26 protein-coding genes are annotated in these 23,319 nt (G+C 40.6%); 9 read left to right on the top strand and 17 right to left on the bottom strand.

Going from position 1 to position 23,319, the window contains the following annotated elements; genetic code table 11:
* Positions 1-2: 2 nt before the first annotated feature.
* Entirely contained in the window at positions 3-2,078 is a 2,076-nt protein-coding gene (locus LEP1GSC199_RS00370; protein WP_002975935.1) for a PP2C family protein-serine/threonine phosphatase, read from the bottom strand.
* A 36-nt stretch (positions 2,079-2,114) separates the two neighbouring features.
* Positions 2,115-3,437 (bottom strand): radical SAM protein, encoded by a 1,323-nt coding sequence (locus LEP1GSC199_RS00365; protein ID WP_002975933.1) that lies wholly within the window; start codon positions 3,435-3,437, stop codon positions 2,115-2,117.
* Between the two features lie 258 nt (positions 3,438-3,695).
* Here LEP1GSC199_RS00365 and LEP1GSC199_RS00360 point away from each other — a divergent pair, with 258 nt between their 5' ends.
* Entirely contained in the window at positions 3,696-4,877 is a 1,182-nt protein-coding gene (locus tag LEP1GSC199_RS00360) for a lipoprotein LipL45 (RefSeq protein WP_039925638.1), read from the top strand.
* 157 nt (positions 4,878-5,034) lie between these two features.
* Here the strand turns inward: LEP1GSC199_RS00360 and LEP1GSC199_RS00355 are convergent, their stop codons facing one another.
* The gene (locus LEP1GSC199_RS00355; RefSeq protein WP_002975890.1) at positions 5,035-5,331 is read right to left on the bottom strand and encodes a hypothetical protein; all 297 of its coding nucleotides are present in this window, start codon (positions 5,329-5,331) and stop codon (positions 5,035-5,037) included.
* A 15-nt stretch (positions 5,332-5,346) separates the two neighbouring features.
* Positions 5,347-6,255 (bottom strand): lipoyl synthase, encoded by a 909-nt coding sequence (gene lipA, locus LEP1GSC199_RS00350; protein WP_039925664.1) that lies wholly within the window; start codon positions 6,253-6,255, stop codon positions 5,347-5,349.
* A 49-nt stretch (positions 6,256-6,304) separates the two neighbouring features.
* Between lipA and LEP1GSC199_RS00345 the strand changes: the two genes are divergently transcribed.
* Genes LEP1GSC199_RS00345 through LEP1GSC199_RS00335 form a run of 3 tightly spaced genes read left to right on the top strand, consistent with a single transcriptional unit; the run spans position 6,305 to position 8,644 of the window.
* Positions 6,305-7,048 (top strand): pseudouridine synthase, encoded by a 744-nt coding sequence (locus LEP1GSC199_RS00345; protein ID WP_002975907.1) that lies wholly within the window; start codon positions 6,305-6,307, stop codon positions 7,046-7,048.
* A 56-nt stretch (positions 7,049-7,104) separates the two neighbouring features.
* Entirely contained in the window at positions 7,105-8,130 is a 1,026-nt protein-coding gene (locus tag LEP1GSC199_RS00340; protein ID WP_039925663.1) for a DUF1574 domain-containing protein, read from the top strand.
* A gap of 22 nt (positions 8,131-8,152) precedes the next feature.
* Positions 8,153-8,644 (top strand): HPP family protein, encoded by a 492-nt coding sequence (locus LEP1GSC199_RS00335; protein ID WP_425324554.1) that lies wholly within the window; start codon positions 8,153-8,155, stop codon positions 8,642-8,644.
* A gap of 4 nt (positions 8,645-8,648) precedes the next feature.
* Here the strand turns inward: LEP1GSC199_RS00335 and fsa are convergent, their stop codons facing one another.
* Genes fsa through purN form a run of 5 tightly spaced genes read right to left on the bottom strand, consistent with a single transcriptional unit; the run spans position 8,649 to position 12,926 of the window.
* The gene (fsa, locus tag LEP1GSC199_RS00330; RefSeq protein WP_002975946.1) at positions 8,649-9,293 is read right to left on the bottom strand and encodes a fructose-6-phosphate aldolase; all 645 of its coding nucleotides are present in this window, start codon (positions 9,291-9,293) and stop codon (positions 8,649-8,651) included.
* Between the two features lie 52 nt (positions 9,294-9,345).
* Positions 9,346-10,017: a hypothetical protein gene (locus LEP1GSC199_RS00325; RefSeq protein ID WP_168222698.1), complete on the bottom strand. Its 672-nt coding sequence runs from the start codon at positions 10,015-10,017 to the stop codon at positions 9,346-9,348.
* Positions 10,018-10,024: 7 nt separating this feature from the next.
* Positions 10,025-10,774: a hypothetical protein gene (locus LEP1GSC199_RS00320; RefSeq protein WP_002975896.1), complete on the bottom strand. Its 750-nt coding sequence runs from the start codon at positions 10,772-10,774 to the stop codon at positions 10,025-10,027.
* Entirely contained in the window at positions 10,774-12,315 is a 1,542-nt protein-coding gene (gene purH, locus LEP1GSC199_RS00315) for a bifunctional phosphoribosylaminoimidazolecarboxamide formyltransferase/IMP cyclohydrolase (protein ID WP_002975910.1), read from the bottom strand. The genes LEP1GSC199_RS00320 and purH overlap by 1 nt, the downstream gene beginning before the upstream one ends.
* Entirely contained in the window at positions 12,312-12,926 is a 615-nt protein-coding gene (gene purN / locus LEP1GSC199_RS00310; protein ID WP_002975881.1) for a phosphoribosylglycinamide formyltransferase, read from the bottom strand. The genes purH and purN overlap by 4 nt, the downstream gene beginning before the upstream one ends.
* A 77-nt stretch (positions 12,927-13,003) precedes the next feature.
* On the opposite strand from purN, the gene fliS reads away from it, so the two are divergent.
* The 3 genes from fliS to LEP1GSC199_RS00295 are packed head-to-tail and all read left to right on the top strand — an operon-like array spanning position 13,004 to position 14,391.
* A complete protein-coding gene (gene fliS, locus LEP1GSC199_RS00305) occupies positions 13,004-13,450 on the top strand; it encodes a flagellar export chaperone FliS (RefSeq protein ID WP_002975925.1) in 447 nt (148 codons plus the stop codon).
* Between the two features lie 18 nt (positions 13,451-13,468).
* The gene (locus LEP1GSC199_RS00300) at positions 13,469-13,882 is read left to right on the top strand and encodes a thioredoxin domain-containing protein (protein ID WP_002975941.1); all 414 of its coding nucleotides are present in this window, start codon (positions 13,469-13,471) and stop codon (positions 13,880-13,882) included.
* Positions 13,861-14,391 (top strand): DnaJ domain-containing protein, encoded by a 531-nt coding sequence (locus LEP1GSC199_RS00295; protein WP_002975956.1) that lies wholly within the window; start codon positions 13,861-13,863, stop codon positions 14,389-14,391. The genes LEP1GSC199_RS00300 and LEP1GSC199_RS00295 overlap by 22 nt, the downstream gene beginning before the upstream one ends.
* A 119-nt stretch (positions 14,392-14,510) precedes the next feature.
* On the opposite strand, the gene LEP1GSC199_RS00290 is transcribed toward LEP1GSC199_RS00295, so the two are convergent.
* The 6 genes from LEP1GSC199_RS00290 to LEP1GSC199_RS00265 all read right to left on the bottom strand — a co-directional run bounded on the left by LEP1GSC199_RS00290 (position 14,511) and on the right by LEP1GSC199_RS00265 (position 19,732).
* A complete protein-coding gene (locus LEP1GSC199_RS00290) occupies positions 14,511-15,815 on the bottom strand; it encodes a TRAP transporter large permease (RefSeq protein ID WP_002975919.1) in 1,305 nt (434 codons plus the stop codon).
* A complete protein-coding gene (locus tag LEP1GSC199_RS00285) occupies positions 15,815-16,510 on the bottom strand; it encodes a TRAP transporter small permease (RefSeq protein ID WP_002975961.1) in 696 nt (231 codons plus the stop codon). Before LEP1GSC199_RS00285 ends, LEP1GSC199_RS00290 begins: the two co-directional genes overlap by 1 nt.
* A gap of 21 nt (positions 16,511-16,531) precedes the next feature.
* Positions 16,532-17,539, bottom strand: coding sequence for a TRAP transporter substrate-binding protein DctP (dctP, locus tag LEP1GSC199_RS00280; protein ID WP_002975955.1), 1,008 nt, complete (start codon positions 17,537-17,539; stop codon positions 16,532-16,534).
* 21 nt (positions 17,540-17,560) lie between these two features.
* Positions 17,561-18,463 carry a TRAP transporter TatT component family protein gene (locus LEP1GSC199_RS00275; RefSeq protein ID WP_039925635.1) on the bottom strand — a complete coding sequence of 301 codons (903 nt, stop codon included), beginning with the start codon at positions 18,461-18,463 and terminating at the stop codon, positions 17,561-17,563.
* 169 nt (positions 18,464-18,632) lie between these two features.
* Entirely contained in the window at positions 18,633-19,115 is a 483-nt protein-coding gene (locus tag LEP1GSC199_RS00270; protein ID WP_039925633.1) for an LIC11661 family lipoprotein, read from the bottom strand.
* Positions 19,112-19,732 (bottom strand): DedA family protein, encoded by a 621-nt coding sequence (locus tag LEP1GSC199_RS00265; protein ID WP_002975940.1) that lies wholly within the window; start codon positions 19,730-19,732, stop codon positions 19,112-19,114. Before LEP1GSC199_RS00265 ends, LEP1GSC199_RS00270 begins: the two co-directional genes overlap by 4 nt.
* A 49-nt stretch (positions 19,733-19,781) precedes the next feature.
* Here LEP1GSC199_RS00265 and LEP1GSC199_RS00260 point away from each other — a divergent pair, with 49 nt between their 5' ends.
* Positions 19,782-20,942 (top strand): deoxyguanosinetriphosphate triphosphohydrolase, encoded by a 1,161-nt coding sequence (locus LEP1GSC199_RS00260; protein ID WP_002975953.1) that lies wholly within the window; start codon positions 19,782-19,784, stop codon positions 20,940-20,942.
* 46 nt (positions 20,943-20,988) lie between these two features.
* Positions 20,989-21,597 carry a glutathione S-transferase family protein gene (locus LEP1GSC199_RS00255; protein WP_002975954.1) on the top strand — a complete coding sequence of 203 codons (609 nt, stop codon included), beginning with the start codon at positions 20,989-20,991 and terminating at the stop codon, positions 21,595-21,597.
* Between the two features lie 46 nt (positions 21,598-21,643).
* On the opposite strand, the gene LEP1GSC199_RS00250 is transcribed toward LEP1GSC199_RS00255, so the two are convergent.
* Both LEP1GSC199_RS00250 and argC read right to left on the bottom strand, forming a co-directional pair.
* Positions 21,644-22,237 (bottom strand): hypothetical protein, encoded by a 594-nt coding sequence (locus LEP1GSC199_RS00250; protein ID WP_002975898.1) that lies wholly within the window; start codon positions 22,235-22,237, stop codon positions 21,644-21,646.
* A complete protein-coding gene (gene argC / locus LEP1GSC199_RS00245) occupies positions 22,224-23,246 on the bottom strand; it encodes an N-acetyl-gamma-glutamyl-phosphate reductase (RefSeq protein ID WP_002975904.1) in 1,023 nt (340 codons plus the stop codon). Before argC ends, LEP1GSC199_RS00250 begins: the two co-directional genes overlap by 14 nt.
* Positions 23,247-23,319: the final 73 nt, after the last annotated feature.

Below are 23,319 nucleotides of genomic sequence, written 5' to 3'. Positions count from 1 at the left end.
TTTTAAGAAGTTTTTTCCCATTCGATAAGAACCATGGTTTGGTCATCCTCCTGATCTTCTTTTTTTTGGAAGAGAAACAGTTGGATGACAAGCTCGGCAAGCACTCTCTCCGATTCCTTACCTTGGTAATCGGTAAGAATCTTTTGGATTCTTTCCATTCCAAACTCTTCTCTCGACTCATTTTTTTGTTCCAACATTCCATCGGTAAACAAAAGGATTCTATCTCCCATTGCCATTTGGAATTGTTTTTGTGTATAGGGTTGGTCTTTTTTGAGACCAATGATATTTCCCGTACGATCTAAAATAGTTTGTTTGTCGCCTGATTGAAAAATTTGGTTTGGGTGACCCGCTGACGAGTAGTAAATGGTCTTTGTTTTGGTATCTATATCCAATAAAAATCCTGAAAAAACAATTTTTAATCCAGAGAACTTATTTTGAATCTTTTGATTGAGATGGTTCATCAAATCATCCGTTTTGGTAATGAAACGTTTGATGGCTTCATATTCTGATTTGATTGCCATGGTGTAGAGTGCCGCTTGGATTCCATGCCCCGTTGCATCTGCGACAAAAAAACGAACCGTTCCATTATCCAATTCAAAGATATCATAAAAATCTCCACCCACTTCGTCTTGGGGTTGGAAATACAAATGGATTTTTAAATGTTCAAATTTGATTCCATCTTCCGGGAGGATCTTTTGTTGGATTTTTTTGGCAAGAAGGAGGTCTTTTTTAATTCGATTTAAAGACGAGTTCAACTGAAAGGTTCTTTCAGAAACAATTTGTTCCAAATTTTCTGTGACTGCAAGTAAGGATTCGTTACTAATCTTTAAACTTTCCGCTAATTCTTCGGCTCTTAAAAAAGCATTGGCGATACGACTGGAAAGGATAAGCGATTGTATGAAGATAAAACAAAGTAGGGCGTAAGGAGTAAGACCAATTCCACGGTTGTTAACACTGTGTCGTAAAATATCAAACGCAACAGAAAATGCTAAAATCAAAAGCCCTAAAAAAAACAATTTCGAATTGGGTCGTTTGTTAAAGACTGCTTTTAGGTTGATATGAATGACATACCCAATAGTAAAAAATGATAAAGCTTGAAACCCATATAATAAAATAGTAAACACTGAAATTGGTAAAAAAAGTGTGAGTGCAAAGATCGAACTGGCAATCAGTACATAACGAACATACTTGCGATTGGATTCTTCTGGAAAAAGAGAATAGATAAATAATAAAAATGTGGGAACTGCAAAATAATAAGAAGCAAACTCAATCCGAAAAGCAGAAGGCCAATGGAAATTCGGAAATAGTTCTAAGATGTATCTTTCACCAGTGAAGGCCAAACGAATCCCAAGCAAAAAACAAAAGAGGGCAAAGTAGAAGATAGATGATTCTTTTCGTTTGTAAAAATACAATCCGCAATGATACAAACCAATTAGAACAAGGGCTCCTAGTAAAAAAAGTTCTCGCGCAATGGAGAGCATCTTTTCCCTGTCCAAAGCATTTTTATTTCCTAAACTCGGAATGGCCCAAAATCCACCAAAATTGTTATCATAGTTTGCGATATGAAATACAAGTTCGATCACTTCTTTATCAGGAATGAGAGTATAGTATTTGGATTTGATTCTTGGCGTATCATCAAATTGATTGATTCCGGGTTTTCCTTGCCCACCAATCAAAATTCCGTTGGCAAAAAATCGATAGGAAGAAGCAATATCAGGAATATAAATTCTTAATTCTTGGCCTATGGTTTGTTTGCTGATCTGAATGAACGCTCGTAAGGTGACATGTCCTGTTCTTGGTAATTCTTCTCCTCCAAATTCTTCATCTTGCCAGGAACTCGGAATGGCCAAGTATCCCGTAAGAGGTTTTTCACCATGAAAGGGTGGGTAGTGGAAATCCCCAAAATACAATTCCCATTCCCCATGTAGGTCCACTATGGTATTTTCATTGAAGGTAAGGTCACGGATGTCCAAAACCCCTTGGCGGAACCGATGGGGTTCCTCCTGTTCGGGGTTCAGACAAGCAAACGTGAAAAGAAGGAGAGAAAAAACTCCCGTTAGTAGGATTTGTTTTCGCATAAACGGATTTTAGTTTTTTCTTTGTACAGGAAAGGACTAATTTCGTCCAGAATAACCTATCACATCCATAAAAGCAGAAACAGAAAATACTGCCTTTCCTGGACCCGGTTCCCCATACCCTGGAGGAGTGGGCAATCCGTACTGTTCAAAGGTTTCTTTCCAAGCACGTAGAAGTTCACAAAAATACACAAGAGGGGGACCTGCTTGTTGGCCAAGGGTGGTGTAAGGTTCGGGGCACCATGCGGTAAATCTAGGTACAATCCCTTTGGACATAAAGAAATCTAAACCTTGTTTTGTGGAAGTTATGGCTTCGGCTACAGTCTTAAAACCCCAAGGTTCCGAAAGTTCCACTCCACCCACAAAGTTAGGAATCACATTTTCTGGACCAAACACTTCGGCAGAATCCACCACACGGCGAATCCAATTTTCATAACCAATCCAACTGGACTTACCAGGACAAATTTTTTCAAAGAGTGCTTTGTCCCAAACTTCATAGTTGGGGTGATAGATTTGGATTCCTGCATCTTTGAACTTTTGGCAATCTTCCTTTTCAAAGGCTTGCGCCACAAGTTTTCCCATCCAACGTTTGGGAAAACGTGCTTCAATGGCCTCTGGGTATTGGAGGTAAAAGTCCACTTCTGATTTTTTCTTTAAATTGGTAAGAACCGATCCACCGGTCAATGTGTACACTTTAGCAATTTGGTCTTCGGCATCTACCCAAGACAGAACTTCTAAAATATCTTCTACGTCCTTCACTCCTGTATAAGGCCTTCCGGCACCTTTTTGTTGGCGGTAGTTATGGTTGATATCACAATAAGCACATTCTTCGTCTTTGCCAAAGTATTGGCAGTTGCGAAAGACCGTCAGATACAAAAGGTATCCCCATTCAATGACAGGTGCTACTTCCCCCGGTAATTTTCCTGACTTTGTTTTGTGTCTGTACCAAGAAGGAATCGGTGGATACTCGGCACTACCAATTTCAGTTTCTTCTAAAAACAAAGTAGGGATTCCATCCTTTGATTTCATTTTATATGGTGAGGTTGGGTTGTTCCTTGTGGAGATCACTGTCTTTAAAAGGCCAAAGTGACCTCCTGAGATTTTGATTTCTTCGGGAGCTTTGGTATCGGCCCCATCTGTTAGGTCAGCAAGAGGGATATGGTCGAAGGAAAAGATAAAATAATCTTTGGATTTATAAGGATCTTTGACTAAAAAGGACTCAGGTAAAAAATGAATGCCCTGTCTTAAGATGTCTTGTTTGACGATGGCTTCCATGGGTAAGTCTTTATACATTCTCTCCATTTCTTCCAAAAGTTGGATGGAGGAGGCAGGTCTTTGGTTCAGCGTAGAGGTTTCAGCCATAATGGGAGTTTTTTTCTTCCTCTATCTTAGACAAAGCGATTTTCCCGAAAAAACCCTACTTTTCCTTTGAAAAACGCTGGTTTCGAGGAAAAATACTGAATATTCGTTTACAAATCCAGTCACTAAATTATTTTTTTTCCGAACTAATGAATTTTTTTTCATTCTAGAAAAAAATACAAAAAAGCTGGGAATTTCTTATACCCCAGTTTGTTGATTAGAGAGTAACGAAAGTTGAATTTCACTAAGGGACAGGACGATATGAAAGCATCGAAACTAACCATAATGGGCCTAGCGCTTCTTTTTACTGGTCTTACAGTTTGTAAGAAACCAGACGCAGAAGTGTCCGAAGCACCAAAAAAAGCAGCAGATTTATCTGCGGTAGTCGTATTTGCGGTAGGAGATTCAAAAATCCAACACGCAGACCAAACAGAAGAAAAAGCACAACTTGGTGCCCTTCTGAAATCCGGGGATAATGTAGTCACAGGCGACAATGGAAAAGTAGACATCCAATTTGCGGATGGATCGAGCATTCGTATCTCTCCTAAGTCCGCTATTGACTTTGCAAAACTCTCTCAAGACAATTCAGGAACAACAGACACTCAAATTGCTCTAGTTTCTGGAAAGGTATTTGCGAAAGTCAACAAAGCTAAGAAAGAAGACAACTTCACTGTCGTAACACCGACTGCGATTGCGGGTGTGCGAGGAACGTCTTTTATCGTAGAAGCTGCAGAAGGAAAACCTGCGAAAGTAAAAGTAGTTGAAGGTGCGGTTGCATTTGCTCCACGTGTTCCTGCTTTAGAAAAACTTTCTTCAGAAGAAATTTCTGGAAATGCTGACTTGAAAAAACTCCAAGAGTCTCTTGCGAAAGCAGAAGTAATCTTAGAGAAAGACCAAGCATCCACTCAATCAGCAAAATCTGCTGACCTTGCGAAGTCTGCTGACATTCAAACTTTAGATTTGAACAAAGCCTTCAAAACTTCTGAAAAGGAAAAACTCGTTGTGGAAAGTGCAAAACTTACCAAAAACGAAGAACAAGAAATCAAAACAATCGTGACAGTTGACAAACAAACTGCACAAGAGATCACAAGACTTAGCGAATCAGCTCAAACTGAAAAGTTAGATGAGTTGAAAAAACAAGAAATCGATGCTAAGAGACATGTGATTGAACAAGATGTTGCAAAACGCCAAGAAGAAGAGAAGAAAAAATTCGAAGACTCTTTGGCTAACCAACCAAAAGAATTTAAGTCTAAAAAAGACATCGTAAACTACTACGAAAGAATTGAAAAAATCGTATTAGTCGATGGTAAAACAGTGATTGGGGCGATCATCAACCAAGAAAACGGTCAATTGATTGTTCACACTGAGAATGGTATTAAGAGAATTGATATGGATAATGTAGAAGAAGTCATTTACGACCTTCAACAAAAATCTAAATTCTAAATAAACCAACCCTTAAGTAGAAAAGAAGCCTGGAAGAGAAATCTTTCGGGCTTTTTTTATGTACAGTTGTTACCCTCGAAGTTCTGCGGAAATCATCAATTAGGTATCGTAAGTTTGTTGGACTGTTCGTTAGGGATTTTATAGGTTAAAATTGTGTTTAACTTTCTTTGGATTTATATTCGTTCCAAAGGATTTTTATGGCACTGATGAGTGGACTTGCTTCAATTAAAAGTAAATTAGATTCATATTTTACGAGTAAGGTGCTATTTCCAAAGCGATCCATATCTCCCCACTCGACTTGTAAATCGGGAGAGTGAGACAATGCCTTTTGGATGAGGACCTTAACTTCGAAATCGTTTAGGTTTTCTCCAATTTCACTCAAATCCTTTAGAATTGAGAAAAAGAATGTTTTGGCAAGTTCCTCTTGGAATGCCTCCAATTGTTCTTGGTCCATACTTTATCTTTCGGACTAATCACTTGCTTCGTCTGAAAAATATTCATCGGCATGGTAAGAGGAGCGAACCAAGGGGCCCGAGGCTACGGTTTTAAATCCAATTTTATACGCATATTCCTTCCAAAATTGGAAAGTTTCTGGTTTGATAAATTCCTGAACCGGGTAATGGGTGGGACCTGGTTGCAAGTATTGGCCAATGGTAAGCATCCGAACCCCGCTTGCGAATAGATCTTCTAAACATTGTTTTACATCCTCTTCCTTCTCACCAAGGCCGAGGATGAGACCACTTTTTGTTAAAAATCCATGTTCCGCAATATGAGAAAGAACTTCTAACGAACGTTTGTAGTTCTTTTGTGGAGTGATTGTGGGAAACAAACGTTCCACGGTTTCAATGTTGTGGTTGATGATATTGGGTTTTGAAGCGTAGAGGATCTGTAAAGATTCTTCTTTGGCTTTAAAATCAGGGATAAGTACTTCTATCGAACATTCTGGACGATAGGATTTGATTTTGGTAATGGTTTCGGCGAAGTGGCCAGCTCCCCCGTCTTTTAAGTCGTCCCGGTTGACTGCGGTAAGTACTACATGGCGTAGTTCTAGTGTAGCGACTGATCTTGCGACTCTCTCCGGTTCTTCTAAATCCAGAGCATTTGGTTTTCCAAAGGCCACATCACAATATTGGCATCGCCTTGTACAGATGTCTCCGGAAAGCATATAGGTTGCTGTGCGCCTGTTCCAACAATGGTTAAGGTTCGGGCAGCTCGCAGATTCACAAACCGTATGAAGTTGTTTGGATTCTACCTCTTTTCTGACTTGGGTTAGGGCGTCTCCTTCCGTCGGAAAACTCACTCGCACCTTCATCCACTGAGGAAGGTCCACACGAGGGCTGATATTTTTTGAGCGAGGTTTCTTTTTTAACGGATTCATACCTTCTTTAGACTTTTTGAAATGAGGCCACTTTGTAAAATGGAAAATCATGAGGATCAACGCATTTCTAGCCAAATTAGGTCTCGGTTCCCGTCGGAAAGTGGAAGAATTGGTCCTCGCAGGCCGAATCAAAGTCAACGGAAGTACCATTACAGATCTTTCCTTTCAAGTCGAAGATACAGATTCCATCAGCTTTGATGGAAAATCGGTTCAAATGGAAGAGGAGTCTTTGAAACGGCCGAAAATTATCGCCTTCAACAAACCTCCGGGTTACTTAACTTCTCACGAAGACAAGTTTCATGAGAACACTATCTTCTCACTTCTGCCGGAAGCCTTTCAAAAATACAATTATGCTGGCCGATTGGACTTAGATTCCAGGGGACTATTACTTTTATCCATTGATGGAGATTTTATCCAAAAGGTCACTCACCCACGAAACAAAATTGATAAAGAGTATATCATCAGTTTGAAACAACCTGTGGCATGGAAACCCATAGCCGATGAATTTATGTTAGGTGTAAGGGAAGGTGGAGAAACTCTCCGTGCTCTTTCTGTAAAACCAGCCAATGTAGTTCCCGAAAAAACCCCTCCGGGTTTTACGAGTTACCTCAGCATTATTTTGAAAGAAGGGAAAAAACGCCAAATCCGCAGAATGTGTAAAGCAAAGGAAATGGTGGTTTTAGATCTTTACCGGATTCGGATTGGAAAATTGGATCTACGGGACTTTGTTCTCGAGGAAGGGAAATACAAAGTTGTGACCGAAGAGCAGGTTCTTGGAAAACCGGCTTCTTAATTTGGTTGAAGAATCCAATCCTGTCTTAAAATGGTGAGGTTAGGGGATTTGTGTTTTTGAAATCAAAACCGTTTTTATTATATCCAGTGGTTCTTTTTTTATTTGTCTTTTTGGTAGATAAAATTTTTCTTTTACCCATTTTTCATGAAGAATTTCTCCAGGCAGGGAATTCTGTTTTTTATTTCCAAAGAAAGGTGTTGGCCAAACGACTGTTAACCGATAAAGAAATTGGTGAAAAAAAACTGACACTTGTTTTTGGAGACTCTCGTTCCTATCCGTTTTCTGAATTAGGAATTCCTGAACCATACCGTAAAGATTGGACTCTCTATAATTTCAGTAGCCCGCAAGGAATTCCTATGAATTCCTATATCCAATTAAAAAAGCTATTGGAGTCAGGTGTCAAACCTGAGTTTGTCATTTTATCGCTCAGTCCAGAGGCCTTTGATGATAATAAAGGATTTATCTTGTCTCCGTTTTTACGAATGGCTTGTGACAAGGACTGTCTCGATATTGTTTGGAAGGACATTCCTCTAAAAGAAAAATGGAAATACTTTTTGGATCAACTTTTTGTCATCCGCAGTGTAGAGTTAAATCTCTCCCTCTTTAGTTCAAGGGTCAAACAGGGAAAACTGAGAGAATATAAATCTAAATACAACCAAGAGTTCCAACTCATCAACTATACAAAGGGTGAATATTTGATTTATGGGGTGCAGTCCAATCCCATTGAAAAAATCAAAAAAGATACCCTTCGTATCGGAAGTTTGTATATGAGCACTTATTCGCTAGGTGAATCGCAAAAACCTTATGTAGAAGCATTTTTGGATCTCACTAAGAAGAACCGAATCAAAACTTTGGTTCTATGGCCAAAGGTGTATGGTGATTATTATAAATATTATGAGAAGTTCCATATAAAGGAAGTTTGGTGGGATCCGATGGAATCCCTCGCTACTTCGTATGGCGCTTACCCATTGAATTGGAACAAAGTTGGAACTTGTGATTTGTTTAACGATGCCTCTCACCAATCTGCATTTTGTTTTATCGATCAGATGAAAGAAATTTGGGTAACTTACGCTGCAAAATAGGTTTAAAAGTTTACCGAGTAAAATCAAAGCACCCCTATCGGTAAAACGTAACAAACGTTCCCTTCGGTTTGCCATCTGGAGTTTGATTAGTAGCACGGTTTCGATATGGTCGATCCTTGCGATTACCAATTTATCGGGTCATTCGCTTCTCATAGGTTCGTTTGGGGCAACGGCAGTACTTTTATTTGCTGTTCCCGATGCACCGCTTTCCCAACCAAGAAATTTAATTGGGGGACATTTGATTTCTGCTACTATTGCTGTGATTCTTGTCGCCACCCTTGGAACCAATTTTTTCACCATTGGACTTTCTGTGGGGCTTTCGATTTTTGTAATGTACTGGACTCACACCTTACATCCGCCAGGTGGCGCTACCGCAATGATTGGAGTGCTCGGAGGAGTGGGAGTGGATTTTATTCTATTTCCGGTGCTAATCGGAGTTTTGATATTGCTCGTAAATGCTTTGTTAATCAATAATCTGGTTCACCACCGAAAGTATCCGGTGGTGTGGTTTTAATACTTTACCAGGTTAGTTTTTTGGAATCTTCTATAAATTTTGTTAGTCCACTGTCAGTAAGTGGGTGTTTGAAAAGCATTTCAAATACAGAATAAGGAAGAGTGACACAATCGGCACCACGGAGAGCCACTTCTTTAAAGTGGATAGGGTGACGAACCGATGCCGCAAGGATTTGTGTTTCGATTCCGTAGTTGTCATAAATGTCTCGGATCTCAGAGATCAGTTCCAATCCATCATAACCAATATCATCCAAACGACCCACAAAAGGAGAGATGTAACTGGCACCAGCTTTGGCAGCAAGGAGGGCTTGGTTTGCGGTGAAACAAAGAGTTACGTTCGTTTGGATTCCTTGTTCCGAGAATGCTTTTACCGCTTTGATTCCTTCTGGAATTAAAGGAACTTTTACGACTACGTTCTCTGCAATTTTAGAAAGCTCTATCCCCTCTTTGATCATTGTAGGTGCGTCTGTGGCTAGAACTTCTGCACTTACGGGACCTTTTACAAAACTACAGATTTCTTTGATGACTTCCGTGAACTTACGGCCGGATTTTGCGATGATGGATGGGTTTGTGGTGATCCCATCTAGGAGACCAAGTTCATGGACTTTTTTAATTTCGTCTATGTTGGCTGTGTCTAAAAATAAATTCATTTTGCCTCGTATGCTTGGGCATTGGTTTGCCAAGCCTCACGAGACAGGGTAACTACGGGATTAAATCCCGCAAGGTTTTTGTTTCTTGAACACTGAAGAAATCGACATAATCCTTTGCGATGACTTCTTTGAGATTGGCAGAAAAGTAATCAATCCGACGAGTGTAGGGAGCTTTTTTGTAACCTTCTCTCCAAACGACGGCAAATCCACCTCGGGGAGGGTTCTCTCTTCTTTCCACTAGTTCCCAAATGGCAGCCCCGGAGACCTTATCATCCCCGATGGATTCCTTTCTGGGTTTCCCATATTTTTTTTCCATCTTCTCTTTGATTTTTTCTGTAGGAACCAAATTGAATGTGACACCCACAGAAAAGAGAATTCCATTTTCACGGAATTCTGTCTGCCCATCGATACTAGGATCGGCTTCTGGGGCACCCTCTCGTTTCGGGCGCACTTCTTTCAATAGTTCCGGTGTTTTATAAAAGCGATAGAGGTAGAAAATTCCATTTCGTTTGATAAGAAGACTTTCTTCTTTCTTTTCATTTAAGAGTTCAATTTTTTCCTTTGATTCCGGATTGGTCGCCATAGACAAAAATTTTTCACGGATGGATTCAAAGGTCATCCCCCAAGAAGCTTCTGCAAATCCATCCAAACTATTGGGAATTTCGGTTTGAGCAGAAAGGAAACCTGGTAGGCAAAAAAGAAGGAAAAGTAGGTATTTCTTCATATCATTTTTATCGGTCGAACGTGGAAAAAAGAGAACCGGTTTCTTGCTTAAATTCATCTGGGAAAGGGTCGTCTCCGAGTCCGAACTCGTCTGTTTCGTTTGTAAAAGGTCCATCTTCCTCCGCTTCCCAATCATTTGGTGTGGGATCGGCTGATGAAGTGGGGGAACCCCAATCGTCCTCTGATTCATAGGAATAGGAAGACGGACTCTCCTCAAAACTTACCCCGAAGATTGGCTCTCGGTTCCAGAGAAAAACAAGAAAGGGAATTTGTAAGATGAGAAGGAGGAGGTAAAACAAAAAGAAAAGATCTCGGTCAAGCCCGTAGTGAACTGCCCCTGCCGATAAGTTCCCAAGCGCCAAACCGGAAAGAACAGGTTTGGCAAGCGCAAGATATCGTTCTCCTTTGTAGGCTTCCTTTAAGAAGGGAAAGGAAAAGAAAACAGCCAAAAAGAAAATTGGTATATGAAAGATATGTTCGAAGGCTCCAGGTCCTTTCTCTCCGAGTAAGGATCCAAGAAGAGACCAAAGCCAAACAAAGAGGGCACTAAAGAAAAAAGCGAGCACCCCATACACTAAATTTCCTCCTGATTCTAGAACATCCAGACAAATGCGAAATACATCTCCACGAATGTCAGTTAGTTCTTCTCTTCTGTAATTGGTTTTGGCAGAAAAGAAAAGAATCTTTACGTAATAAACAATTACAGAAGTCACCAAACAAAAGAAGGCGAGAAATAGGAGGAAAAGAAAAAATTCCATTAGTGACGGAAATGCCTCATTCCAGTAAAGACCATGATAAGACCATGTTCGTCAGCAGCTTGGATCACTTCTTCATCTCGGATAGATCCGCCTGGTTGGATGATTGCCTTGGCACCAACTTTTGCAATGGCGTCGATCCCATCACGGAAAGGAAAAAAAGCATCACTGCCCACATAAGATCCCACAACAGAAAGACCAACTTTTTGTGCTTTTGTGGCACCAAGTTCGACTGAGTCTACACGAGACATTTGTCCGGCTCCAATCCCCAGAGTAGAGTTTTGGTCAGTATAGACTATGGCATTGGATTTAATAAACTTCACACAGTTCCAAGCAAACATCAATCCTTCTAAATCATCTGCTGTTGGTTTTTTTTTGGAAACAATTTTTAATTTGTCTTTCGTGATCAAATCATAGTCTCGATTTTGAATGAGTAGGCCATGGTGTAGGGAACGAAGATCCAACTCATCTAGTGCTTCATCAAACTTGGCAATGGGAATCAAACGAACGTTTGGTTTTTTTGCAAAAATCTCCAATGCCTCGTCTGAAAAACTTTCGGCAATCACACCTTCGACAAAGTTTTTTGTCATCTCTTCGGCAGATTCTTTTTCCACTCGGCCATGGATTCCAATGATTCCCCCAAAAGCAGATATAGGATCTGTTTTTCTTGCGAGCTCAAAGGATTCTAAAACTGTTTCGCCAAAAGCAATTCCGCAAGGATTTAAATGTTTTACGATGGAGACGGCATTTTTCGGAAGTAGGCTTGCTACATGGAAGGCCGCATCAAAATCCAACATATTATTAAAAGAAAGTTCTTTTCCTTGTAAGGCTTCAAACTGTGATTTGATAAATAGTGGTTCATAAAAAGCGGCGTCTTGGTGTGGGTTTTCACCGTAACGAAGTTTTTGTTTTTTGTTAAAAGCTAAAGTGATTTTATCAGGATATTTGATATCCAATTTTTTATTAAAAAATGTGGAGATCGCTGAATCGTAAGATGCGGTTTCCGAAAATACTTTGGCTGCATATTGGAAAGCTGTTTCACGAGATACTTTTCCTTTGTTTTTGGTAAACTCTGCTTGGAAGGATTCGTAATCTTTTGGATCAGTAAGAACCACAACGTTTTTATGATTTTTTGCCGCCGAACGTAGCATAGATGGTCCACCGATATCAATGTTTTCGATGGCATCTTCCAAGGTTACATCTGGTTTCATCACTGTTTTGACAAACGGATACAAATTCACAATGACAAGAGTGATGGGAACAATTCCATTACTTTCCATTTGTTTGACATGGTCGGGGTTTGTGGTGTCACCAAGAAGTCCGCCATGGATTTTCGGGTGGAGGGTTTTCACTCGGCCGTGGAGGATTTCTGGAAAACCAGTAAACTCATCTACTTTTTTAACAGGGATTCCAACTTTGGAGAGGGCATCATAGGTTCCACCGGTGGAAAGAATTTCCACACCGTTTTTAGCTAAGAAGGAACAGATTTCCGTAATTCCGGCTTTGTCGGATACGGATACGAGTGCTCTTTTGATTTCTATCATTTTAGGATTTCTACCTTTCGTTCTTTGATTTTTAATTTATCTTCACAAAACAGTTGTATAGCGAGTGGAAGGATTTTATGTTCTTCCGCAAGGATTGCAAGGGATAGTTCTTTTTCAGTCCACTCGGGGGCAATGGCAATCGCTTTTTGCAATATGATGGGACCGGTGTCCACACCTTCCTCCACAAAATGAACCGTACAACCTGCCACCTTTACTCCGTAGTCCAAGGCTTGTTTTTGGGAATCGAGACCGGGAAATGCCGGAAGTAGGCTTGGGTGGACATTGATGATTTGGTTTCGAAACCGGCGTACAAATTCAGGCTTTAGAATCCGCATGTACCCGCAAGCCACTATGAGGTCGGGATCTAAACTTTCCACTTGTTTGAGTAAATCCTTGTGGTAGTCCGTCTTTTGTACATAGGTGGCATAAGGGATGACTTTAGTGGGAATTCCAAAGGATTTGGCGATTCCGAGAGCCTTGGCGTCCGGGTTGTCTGTCACAAGGGCAACCAAGTCGAGCTTTAGCTTTTTTTTTCGAATGTACTCGACAGAAGCGGTAAAATTGGATCCTCTTCCTGAGGCCAAAAAAACGGCACGTTTTATTTTTCCCATGTGATATTCTAAGAATATTCACTTGGGTCATTAAGCAAGTATCCTTTTTGGTCGATGGGAATACTCAGGAGAAAAAAATGTCGCTTGCGAGAAAAACCGGTGCCTCTGCTTACAATGAATACAAAGCCAATGAGATATCTACCGTTAGCCAAATCAAATTGATTGTGATGCTCTTCGATGGAGCCATCCGATTCCTTGGTGTGGCAAAAGACAATATGACTCCCAGAAAGTATGATGTTGTGAACAACAATATCATCAAAACCCAAGACATTATCACAGAACTTCTACTTTCTCTCAATATGGAAGAGGGGAAAGAAGTTGCCAATAACCTTCTGTCCTTATATGTTTATTTGAAGAAACGATTGTTAGAAGCCAATATGCTAAAGGACAAAGTGATCATCGAAGAGTGTATCAAAATCCTGATTGAGTTAAAAATCTCTTGGGAAGAGTTAGAAAAAAAAGACACTCCGAATCCAAATACACCTCCCGGCACAAGACCCACAGGAATTTCGATTACTGGATAATTGAATACTCACAAATCTATGATTTCATCCAAACAAACGACCAAACAACTTTTACAGAAAAAAATCCAATACTTAGATTCTCTGATCGCCAATTTGAAAAGAGAAGAAGAATTACTTTCGTACAGAGACGCGGACACGGCTGTGAAGTTAGAATTTAAAAATGAAACGTTTGTGCGGAAGTTGGAAGAGGTTGACCGGGAACTTTGGGAAAGACAGGAAATGGAAGTTTACTCAGAAGATGAGATTGCCATTTCCGAAACTGTTTTTGAACGGTTAGATGCGGCCAGAAATCTACAAGAGAAAGTGCAAGAATTGCTTGTTTTCGAAATGAATGAGAGTAAAAAAGAATATTGGGAATTCAGTATCAAACGTAGATTAAAATCGCATTTGATGCAGTCCTCTGGCCTCTCATGGACAAAAAATTACTGTTAAATGATTCCCTTCATTTTTTAGGTCTCTCTCTCGGTTTTACAGAATCCGAACTCAAAGAATCCTATCATAAATTAGCAAAAAAATACCATCCTGATTCCGGCGAATTTACCAGTGATGTGATGTTTTTGGAACTTAACAAACATTACGAATCCTTAAAAGATTACCTTCTCATCCATCCCGAAGAGGAAGTTTCGGTAGAGGGAAGTGGAGACTGGAATGGAGATGGGGATTTAAACAATCCTTTGGTAAAACCCTCCAAAGATCCAATATTTCATGATTACAAACAAGCTAAGGAAAAAGAAACCAAAGCCATTTTGCGTTATTATGAAAAACGGGATCTCCATCCGATTGAACTTTCGGAAAACCTAAACAAGGAACTTGTCCAACTGAGAAAGGACTTAGAACCCGTACTTTCTGTCTATGTGGAGATTTTAAAAAAACATTCTACAAGTCTTTGGGCAAAAGATGCCAAGGATTCTTTGGAACGTCTTAAAGTTTGGTGGAGTTAAAAAAAGCCGAAAGAAAATTCCCGGCTTTTTTTATTTTCTTAAATTCAATTCTTTTTGCCATAGAACTATTGGAAGTTCAAACCTTCTGGCAAAAAGAATGATCTATGAGTAGGTTTTGGTTAAGGCGTTGGTGCCGCAGCCGCTTCTCCACCCAATAGACCGAGCGAAATATCTGGAATCCAACTAATAAGAACAAGGCCAATCAGAAAGAGCCCAACAATCGGTGCTACCGATTGGATGACCTTACCTAACGGTTGTTTGAAGATACCAGAAGCTACAAATAGGTTCACTCCCACTGGCGGAGTCAAATATCCAATTTCCAAATTCACAATCATAATGATTCCAAAATGTACTGGGTTGATTCCATAGTTCACAGCCATTGGCGCGAGTAGTGGTGCCAAAACGAGGATCGCACTCATGATATCCATAAACATTCCCACGATGAGTAACAATATGTTTACACCAATAAGGAAGGTCACAGGGCTTGAAATGAGGCCAGACATGGTCGCAACGAGGTTCTGTGGAATTTCGTTTTCGATCATGAACTTGTTTAAACTTACTGCAAGGATAAGGATGAGAAATAGAATCCCAAGCATCTCCGCGCTCTCTGCCATGATTTTGGGGATCTTAGGAAAACTGAGTTCTTTGTGAATGAACACTTCGACAAGGATGGCATAGAATACCGCAATGGCTGCCGATTCTGTAGCGGTAAAAAATCCCGAGTAAATTCCACCCAGGATGACCACTGGCATAAGAAGGGCAAGAACACCTTCTTTCCATGCAATACGGATTTCTTCCCAGTCCCATTTTCCTCGACCCACTTTCCCTGCGCGTAACACAGAGTAGATCATAAGAAGTGACATGAGTAAAATTCCGGGACCAATCCCTGCGATGAAAAGATCGGTAACAGAAACTCCCACCATAATTGCATACACAATCATCGGAATACTCGGTGGGATGATGATCCCAAGAGTTCCACCCGACGCAAGAAGTCCCATAGAGAACTGAGTCGGGTATCCGGCCTTAGTTAAGGAAGGATACATGAGGCCACCGATGGCGATGAGAGTCACAGGAGAGGAACCAGAGATGGCAGCAAAAATCCCGCAGGAAAATACCCCTGCAATCGCAAGGCCCGCAGGAATGGGAGCTGTCATCGCTTGGGCAATCCGAATGAGTCGCCTTGCAATACTTCCATGGGTCATTAAGTTCCCCGCGATGATGAATAGAGGAATCGCAAGTAGGATTTCCTTATCTCCAGCAAAGAACAAATCCCCGATGATACTGTTGAGTTCATGGAAGGACTCAAGAGGTGGATCTGGTAAAAAGTAATAACAATACACAGTGATCGCACCCATAAGCACAATCAATGGTTGTCTGAGTAAAATTAAAGCGAGTAAGAGTAGGAGTATTCCCCAAGAACCCATTAGCGATTCCCCCGTGAGTTTGGTTCAAAAAGTTCCGCTTCCGCAAGTTCCAATGCTTCTGTAGCTTCATTGATATCGGAAGGAATGAGTGCCGGAAAAATTCCATAACACAAATGTCTAAAACCCATAGAGAGAAAGATGTAAGGAAAAATCATTTGGACTTTCCATAAGTGAAGTTCCGTTACGGGATTTACTTCATCTAAACTGATACTTTCTAGAACATAAATGACAGATAGGTAAGCTAGGAATAAAAAGAATAAAGAAATTACCCACTGTTCTACAATTTTGATGTAAGGTAACAATGCTTTTGGTAATACTTTGTCTGCAATTTCTGGACGGAGATGAGAGCCTTTAGCACTCGCAAGGGCTGAACCAAAAAGTCCTCCCCATAACATAAAATAGAGGGAAAGTTTTTGTGCCCAAATAATTCCACCAAGGCCGAGCCACTCTAAAAATCCGGCGGTTCCTCCGTGGATGGATTCAGCAATGTACACGCTCCAATCTCCCACAAAACCAGCAAAACCGGTGTTTGGATAAGCTTCTGTAACTTCCAATACCCAACCGAAAACTTTATCGATTACTTCCCGTTTGGAAACGTCAGCAATCATGAGAAGAGTGAGCAGAAGGAAACAAATTCCTCCCGCCCATTTCTCGCCGAAACTCAAAGTATTTAGAATTCGTTCGACGAATTTCATGTATCTATATCCTTCCTTAACTTATCCGCCGCAAGCTGCTTTGGCTTTTTGGATTTTATCGAAAATTTGTTTCGATTGACCACCAATTTTACCAATGACTTGTCCTGAAACAGCATTTGCTGCTGCCTTAAAACCCGCCAAATCAGCGCTAGTTGGTTCATACACAACTACATCGGCCTTTTTTAAAGTCGCAATCATGTTTTTTTCAATAGAACGAACTGCTTGTCTTGCACCTGGAGCCAGTTTGTTTCCCTCACCCATTAGAGTTTTCTTTTGTTCGTCGTTGAGAGTGTCCCAAAACTTTTTCGAATAAAGAATCGCTGCTGGTTGGTAGATATGGCGAGTTAAAGTGAAGTATTTGATCGCTGTTTGCCATTCTGCTGCCAAAGTGAAGAGAGGAGTGTTGTCAAAACCTTCGACCACACCAGTCTGTAAGGAAGGTAGAACTTCTGGGATCGCAATTGGAATTCCACTCACACCCAATTGTTTCCAATACGCAATGTGTACTGGAGATTCTTGGATTCGGATTTTAACACCTTTTAGGTCGTCAGGAGTTTTTACGGGAGCCGATTTTGTTCCGATGGAACGGTATCCGTTTTCTGCCCAAGTAACAAAGATTAGGCCTTTTGCTTCGAAAAGTTTACGAAAGTCTTCTTGTAAATGGTCATCCAGAACACAATCTGCTTGTGCATAAGAACTAAATAGATAAGGAATCTCTAAAACGTTTAGTTCTTTGACAGTATTGGCAAGGGCACCCGCTGTGAGACCAGCACCTTGCAGTTTTCCACGGATGACTTGTTGGAGGATTTCGTTTTCTCCACCCATTTGTCCACCGGGATAAATTTTGAACTTAATTTGGCCTTGTGATTCCGATTCAATTTTCTTTTTGATTTTGGCAAGTTCGTTTGCCCACGGAGATCCTTCCGGTGCCACTGTTGCCAACTTAACGGTTGTTTGAGCAAATAAACCCCCACTGATCGTGAGGGTAATACTTACACAAACTAAATACTTTAATTGTCTTAAAAACATCTAGTTCTCCTAGTAAAATGACTATAGTTCGTCGAGTAATTTTTTTGCTTTGCGTTGTTCTACGATTTGATCTGCTTCGATTTCTGGAAGAGATGCCGCTTTGCCTTTTAAAACAAATTCCAATTGTTTTTTGAATTTGTCTTCATTTCCTTTGAGGCGACTTTCTGCATACAACACACGTACTGCAAAGTAGTTAGGGTGTTTTGCAATGGCTTCTTCGAACAATTTGTCCGCTAATTTTTTGTCTCCAGTGGGAGAAAGAGCGTTACTTGCTGCGTCATATCTAAGTGTTGCCGAGTAAAAATACTCTTTACCCATTGATTTTTCGATTTCTTTAGCACGATTGATCATGGCAGAAAATTTAGAACGGTTAGAAAGGAGAGTGGTAAATCCTACCATACGAGACCATTTCGCAAGAGCTGCATATCTCCAATAGAGAGCGTCGATGTCTTGTGGTCCAAGAACATCCAGAGCCTTTTCGATCTCTAATTTATCTTTGACTACTTTGTCTCTGAACTTTGCATTCATTGCAAGAGCAGCTTCACACCAGGTCACTGCAGCATCGTAAAATTGGATGGACTCTTCTTTTACTTTTTCGTCAACATCAGCGTCACCTGTAAGTTTTAACCAAAGGTGTCCGTCACTTAGAAGATAATTTCCGCGACAGAGTAAAACTTTCACATCTGCATATTGAGGATTCTCTAATGCAAATTTTTCTAAACCAACAAGTGCAAGTCTAAGGTCTTGTTCGTTTTGTCTGTTCTTCCATAGTTTTTCTAATTCAGCCGGAAGTTTTGCTGGGGTTGTGGCTCGCTCTACATCAGATGCAGAGATTTTCACTTGTCTTGATTTTCCACAGGCAACCACGGAAATGAGCACGAGTGCTGCCATTACTATTTTTGACCAATGTTTCGTTTGGTACATTTTGTATCATCCTCCGAAAGATATTTGGGACCTGAATCCCTTTCTATTTGTATCCTCAAGTTCCGACTTTGGGGCAAAAATTTAGATGAATTCTAAAAAATGCACAAAGAATTCCCATGATTCCGGAAAAAAATACACGCATTTGACTTAAATGCAAGAAAGTTTTATTTTAAGGGACAATAAGAGCGTTGGAAGGCATAGACACCTTGAACGAACTGCTGCTATTTTGTAGGTTGATGGCAAGTCCAAGGGTGCGCATGGCAATGTAGGTCCCAGGTGTGAGTGTGGCAAAAATTCGGCAACTCACTCCATTGGTGTTGGCCTTAGTGGATGGATCGATTTCAAATGTGTATTCGACGGGTTGGACGACAGCCGAGGAGGCGAGGACACAATCAGTTCCTAAATTGAGATCTGTTGGGTTTTGCACCTCTTTTTCTGAGATTCCTGAGTAGAGACGGTAACCTTGAAAAATAAACTCAGGGTTTTGGGCCCTTACCTTGATGGTAAAATTGGAATTCCCATTATTGATGATGGATATAAGTGTCGGAGGTGCCTGGACGGAAGCGGTTGTCGAATAGTTGGTACAACCAAACACAAAAAATGGAAACAAAACCGCACTGGGATAACGGATCAAAAAAGAAACAATGTTCATTTTTGCCCTCGAGCTTCTCGGTGTTTCCTCCGCCACCAATAGAAGAGAACCACGGTTATTGCTAGGCCAACAAGTCCTAGAATGATGGTTTGGCCATTTCGGACCCAACCCATAAGTTCATCAAAATTATGGGCCCCGTAATAACCCAAATACACCCAAATGGGAACAGAGATAAGAGCTGCAAATCCATCAGTGAATAGAAAACGAAGGAAAGTAATTTGTTTGGAAGTGCCTGCGGTAAAGAAGATGGGCATCCTAAGTCCTGGCATAAAACGACCAAAGAAAACCACCCAACGTCCGTATTTTTTAAATTGTTCGCGGACTTTATCAAATCGTTCTGGATGGAGGACTGTCCTTAGAACAGGGAGGGTGAGCGCTTTTTCCCCATAATAACTTCCTAGCCAAAATACAAAACAATCTCCGAGGAGGACACCTGCCATTCCCACAAGGAACATGATGTGGACATTGGCATAACCTAGGCCTGAGATGACGCCGCCGGCAGTAAGGGATATGTCTTCGGGAACCGGAAGACCAAATCCACAAAGGATCAGAATTCCAAAAACGGCAAAATAACCGTATTGCATAAAAATGGAAACTAGAGTTTGTAGAAAGTCCATGAGGGATTTATACTGATTTTATGGTTTCGTTCAAAAAGGAAAGAGATTTATGAAGAAAGGGAGAAATGAACTCCTCGAGGAAGAAGAAAAAATCCTTGCCCCCTATGCAGTTGGTAGTAGAAATCCAGGCGAAAGGGAATATCCTGAACCAGAACATCCGTATCGCCTTCCCTTCCAAAGAGATAGAGATCGAATCATTCATTCCCATGCCTTCAAACGTTTGGAATACAAAACCCAAGTTTTTGTGTATTCGGAAGGGGATCATTTCCGCAATCGACTCACCCATACCTTAGAAGTCGCAGGAATTTCGAAAACCATCTCCAAGGTTCTTGGTCTCAATGAAGACTTAAGTGAAACCATAGCCCTTGCGCATGATTTGGGTCATTCTCCTTTTGGTCACGCAGGCCAAGAAGCACTTTCTGAGCTGATGCGAGGGAAAGGTGGATTTGAGCACAACAAACAATCGTTACGTGTGGTTCAGAAGTTGGAACGTAGATACCCTGATTTTCCTGGACTTAATCTTTGTGGGGAAACATTACTCGGGATTATGAAACATGGTGGGGACTATGAAACCTCTGACCTATCGGATGTTCGGCGGGATGCCGGTCCTTCTTTGGAAGCAATGGTAGTGGATAGTTCCGATGAAATTACTTACAGTGCCCATGATTTGGAAGACGGATTAGAAAGTGGACTTCTCTCACTCTCCGATGTTAAGGAGCTAAAAGTTTGGAAACGAATAGAAGACTCGCTTCCAAAAACCAATCCATCGGATAAAGATTCCATTTCTCGTTCTGCAGGGAGAGTGCTACTAAACCTTATGGTTTCCGATTTGATTGATAACATTGAAAGTCGTTTGCAAGAACATTCGATTCAGTCGAGAGAGGATGTATCATTTGCGTTTCAGAACCAAAAGAAACTTGTACAGTTTTCCGAAGGGTTCCAGATAGAATTCAAAGAACTCAAATCCTATTTGTTTGGAAAACTCTATCGTCATCCAGAAGTTTCTAGGATGAGTGAGAGGGGAAAAGAAACCATTTTTTTACTCTTCAAACATTTTGAGTCTCACCCTGAATCAATTCCTGAGTCGTATAGAAATCGAGAGGAAGAAGAGGGACGAATGCGGATCATTTGTGATTATATAGCGGGAATGACTGACCGGTTTGCCATTGAAAAGTTAAAACGAGAAGGGATCCTTTGGTTTCCTTATTAATGTAAAAAAAACTGAATTTAATTTTAAAAACTTTGGAGAAACTTGAATGTACCAATTGTATTCCAATTCCCGTTCGCCTTATAGCAAACGTGTGCATATTTATCTTCAATATAGAAAGATTCCTTATGAAACAGTTACCGTTGCTTTAGAAAAATTAGAAAATAGAAAAAAACCTTTTATTCAAATCAATCCTTATGGGAAAGTTCCGGTCTTAAATGACGATGGATTTTATTTAGCAGAATCTTCGGCTATCCTTCGTTACCTGGAAGAAAAACATTCCTTCGATCCTCCTTTTTTTTCTAAGAATATACAATCCAGAGGACTTCTCAATCAGGCCATCAACCGTTGCGAGTCAGAGTTTTGTTTTCCTGGGAGTGTCCTATATTTTGCAAAAAAATTTGTCCCAGAAGAAAAATGGGATAAAAACCGAATGAAAGACTCTTCAAAACGAATCGGAAGGCATTTAGATGTTTTAGAAGGAATTTTAGAATCGAATGATTACCTACATGAAAATCAATTTGGATTTCTGGAAATTCTCTATGCTCCGTTTCTCAAACAGATAGAACTGATGGATATAAAAGTTCCTCCTCATGTAGAAGGTTGGATTAAGCGAGTGTTAGCGGAGCCGAGTGTTTTTTCTGCTTTAGAAAACTAAAGAATTCTTTTGACATGTAAGGTTTTTTCTGATTGGCCGAGCAGATTCATTTCTGTAAAAATTGGTTCTGTAAGGAATGGGAAAGGTCTTTCCAGTTTTTGGTCCAGTCTGCCGATCCCATGGGTCCTACAAGGTTTGTCACTACTAGATAAGCTGTGACCGAGAGAGAGAACTTTGCCGCCACTTTCGCAATTCCAAATAGTTCTAAATTTTCCACATCCAAATTTACCCAAGAGTCCTCTGGTGGTATTTTTAGCTCAGTAAGTGTGATTGTTGTCGGGGCATTACAACGAACAGGGTGAAAGTTTTTGTCTGGGATGAATTGGTAGGAGTCGGGGGACTCGGGGATTTGTTTGGATAATTTTAATGCGTGAGCCAGTTCTTTTGTAAAAACGAGGTTTGGTGACACAACAGACTTTATGGGAATTCCACTCCATTCGTAGGCCCCACAAGATCCAAAAAAAATAATATGGTTAATCTCTTTGTTTCGAAAAAGATATTCGGATAGGTTGACTGCAGCCTCTAAGTTTCCAATTCCCATCACTTGGAGATGAGGAAAAACACCCGAAGCACGAAGAATTCCCACTTCTCCTTCGAATGCTCCTGTAACTAGTGTTTGGTTGGGGTTAAAGGGTAACAAGTCCTTCCGTTTCAGGATATCCATACATCAAATTTAAATTCTGTAGGGCTTGTCCTGCGGCTCCTTTGACAAGGTTGTCTAGTGCTGATACAATGACGAGAGTGTTTCCTTTGATGCGAAATCCTAAATCCAAAAAGTTTGTGTTCTGTACCTTTCGGATCTCCACTTCTTCTGGAGTTTGATACAATCGGACAAATGGTTCTTTTGCCGCTGCAACTTGAAAATTTTCTTCTACTTGTTTCGGATCCATTCCTTTCGGAAACGAAATGTAAATGGTGGCAAGGATTCCTCTATAAATCGGAAGTAGATGGGGAGTGAATAGAATTTCTTTTTCTTCTGTCCCTATAAAACCGTATTCTTCCATTTCTGGTTCATGTTGGTGGGTGAGGATTTTGTATGCTCTGAAATTTTCGTATACATTTGTATAAGCAAATTTGATTTCTTCTGTTCTTCCACCGGCTCCACTGACTCCTGATTTGGCATCGACTATGACTGGACCTTGGATATCTTTTCTTAAATTTCCAAGAAGGGCAATGGGTAAAATGGCAGAGGTCGCATAACAACCAGGATTCGAAACAAAGTTTGCATTTTTTAATTTTTCTCGAAAGAGTTCTGGTAGACCAAATACCACTTGGTCCATCAGTCCAAATTCTGTATGGGGAAATTGGTAAGCCTTTTCGAATTTGGTTTGGTTGTGCAGTCTAAACGTCCCAGAAAGATCTATGACCTTTCTACCTTCTTTCAAGAACTGAGGAGCCTTATCCAGTGAAACTTCATTCGGAGTGGCAAGGACAACTCCCGCATCCTTAGGAACAGGGGCATCGTGTTTTTGAAACTTTAAGTCTGGTAAATGACTTAGGTCGGGGAAAACTTCGCGGATATGTTTCCCATCGACCTGATTGGAGGTGACATGAACTAACTCAAAACCCGGATGGTGGGCGATGAGTTTAGTAAGTTCTTTTCCGGTAAGACCACCAGCACCAATGATTGCAATCTTTGTTTGTTTCATAGAGGGAACCAAGGTCAAGATTTGCGGATTGGTATGGGCTGTCAAACGGCTCTAATCTAGAATTGAGTTGATT

The sequence above is a fragment of the Leptospira vanthielii serovar Holland str. Waz Holland = ATCC 700522 genome (assembly GCF_000332455.1).
Classification (GTDB): Bacteria; Spirochaetota; Leptospiria; order Leptospirales; family Leptospiraceae; genus Leptospira_A; species Leptospira_A vanthielii.
Note: the sequence above shows the minus strand (reverse complement) of the source record. Positions and strands in the feature narration are given on the sequence as shown.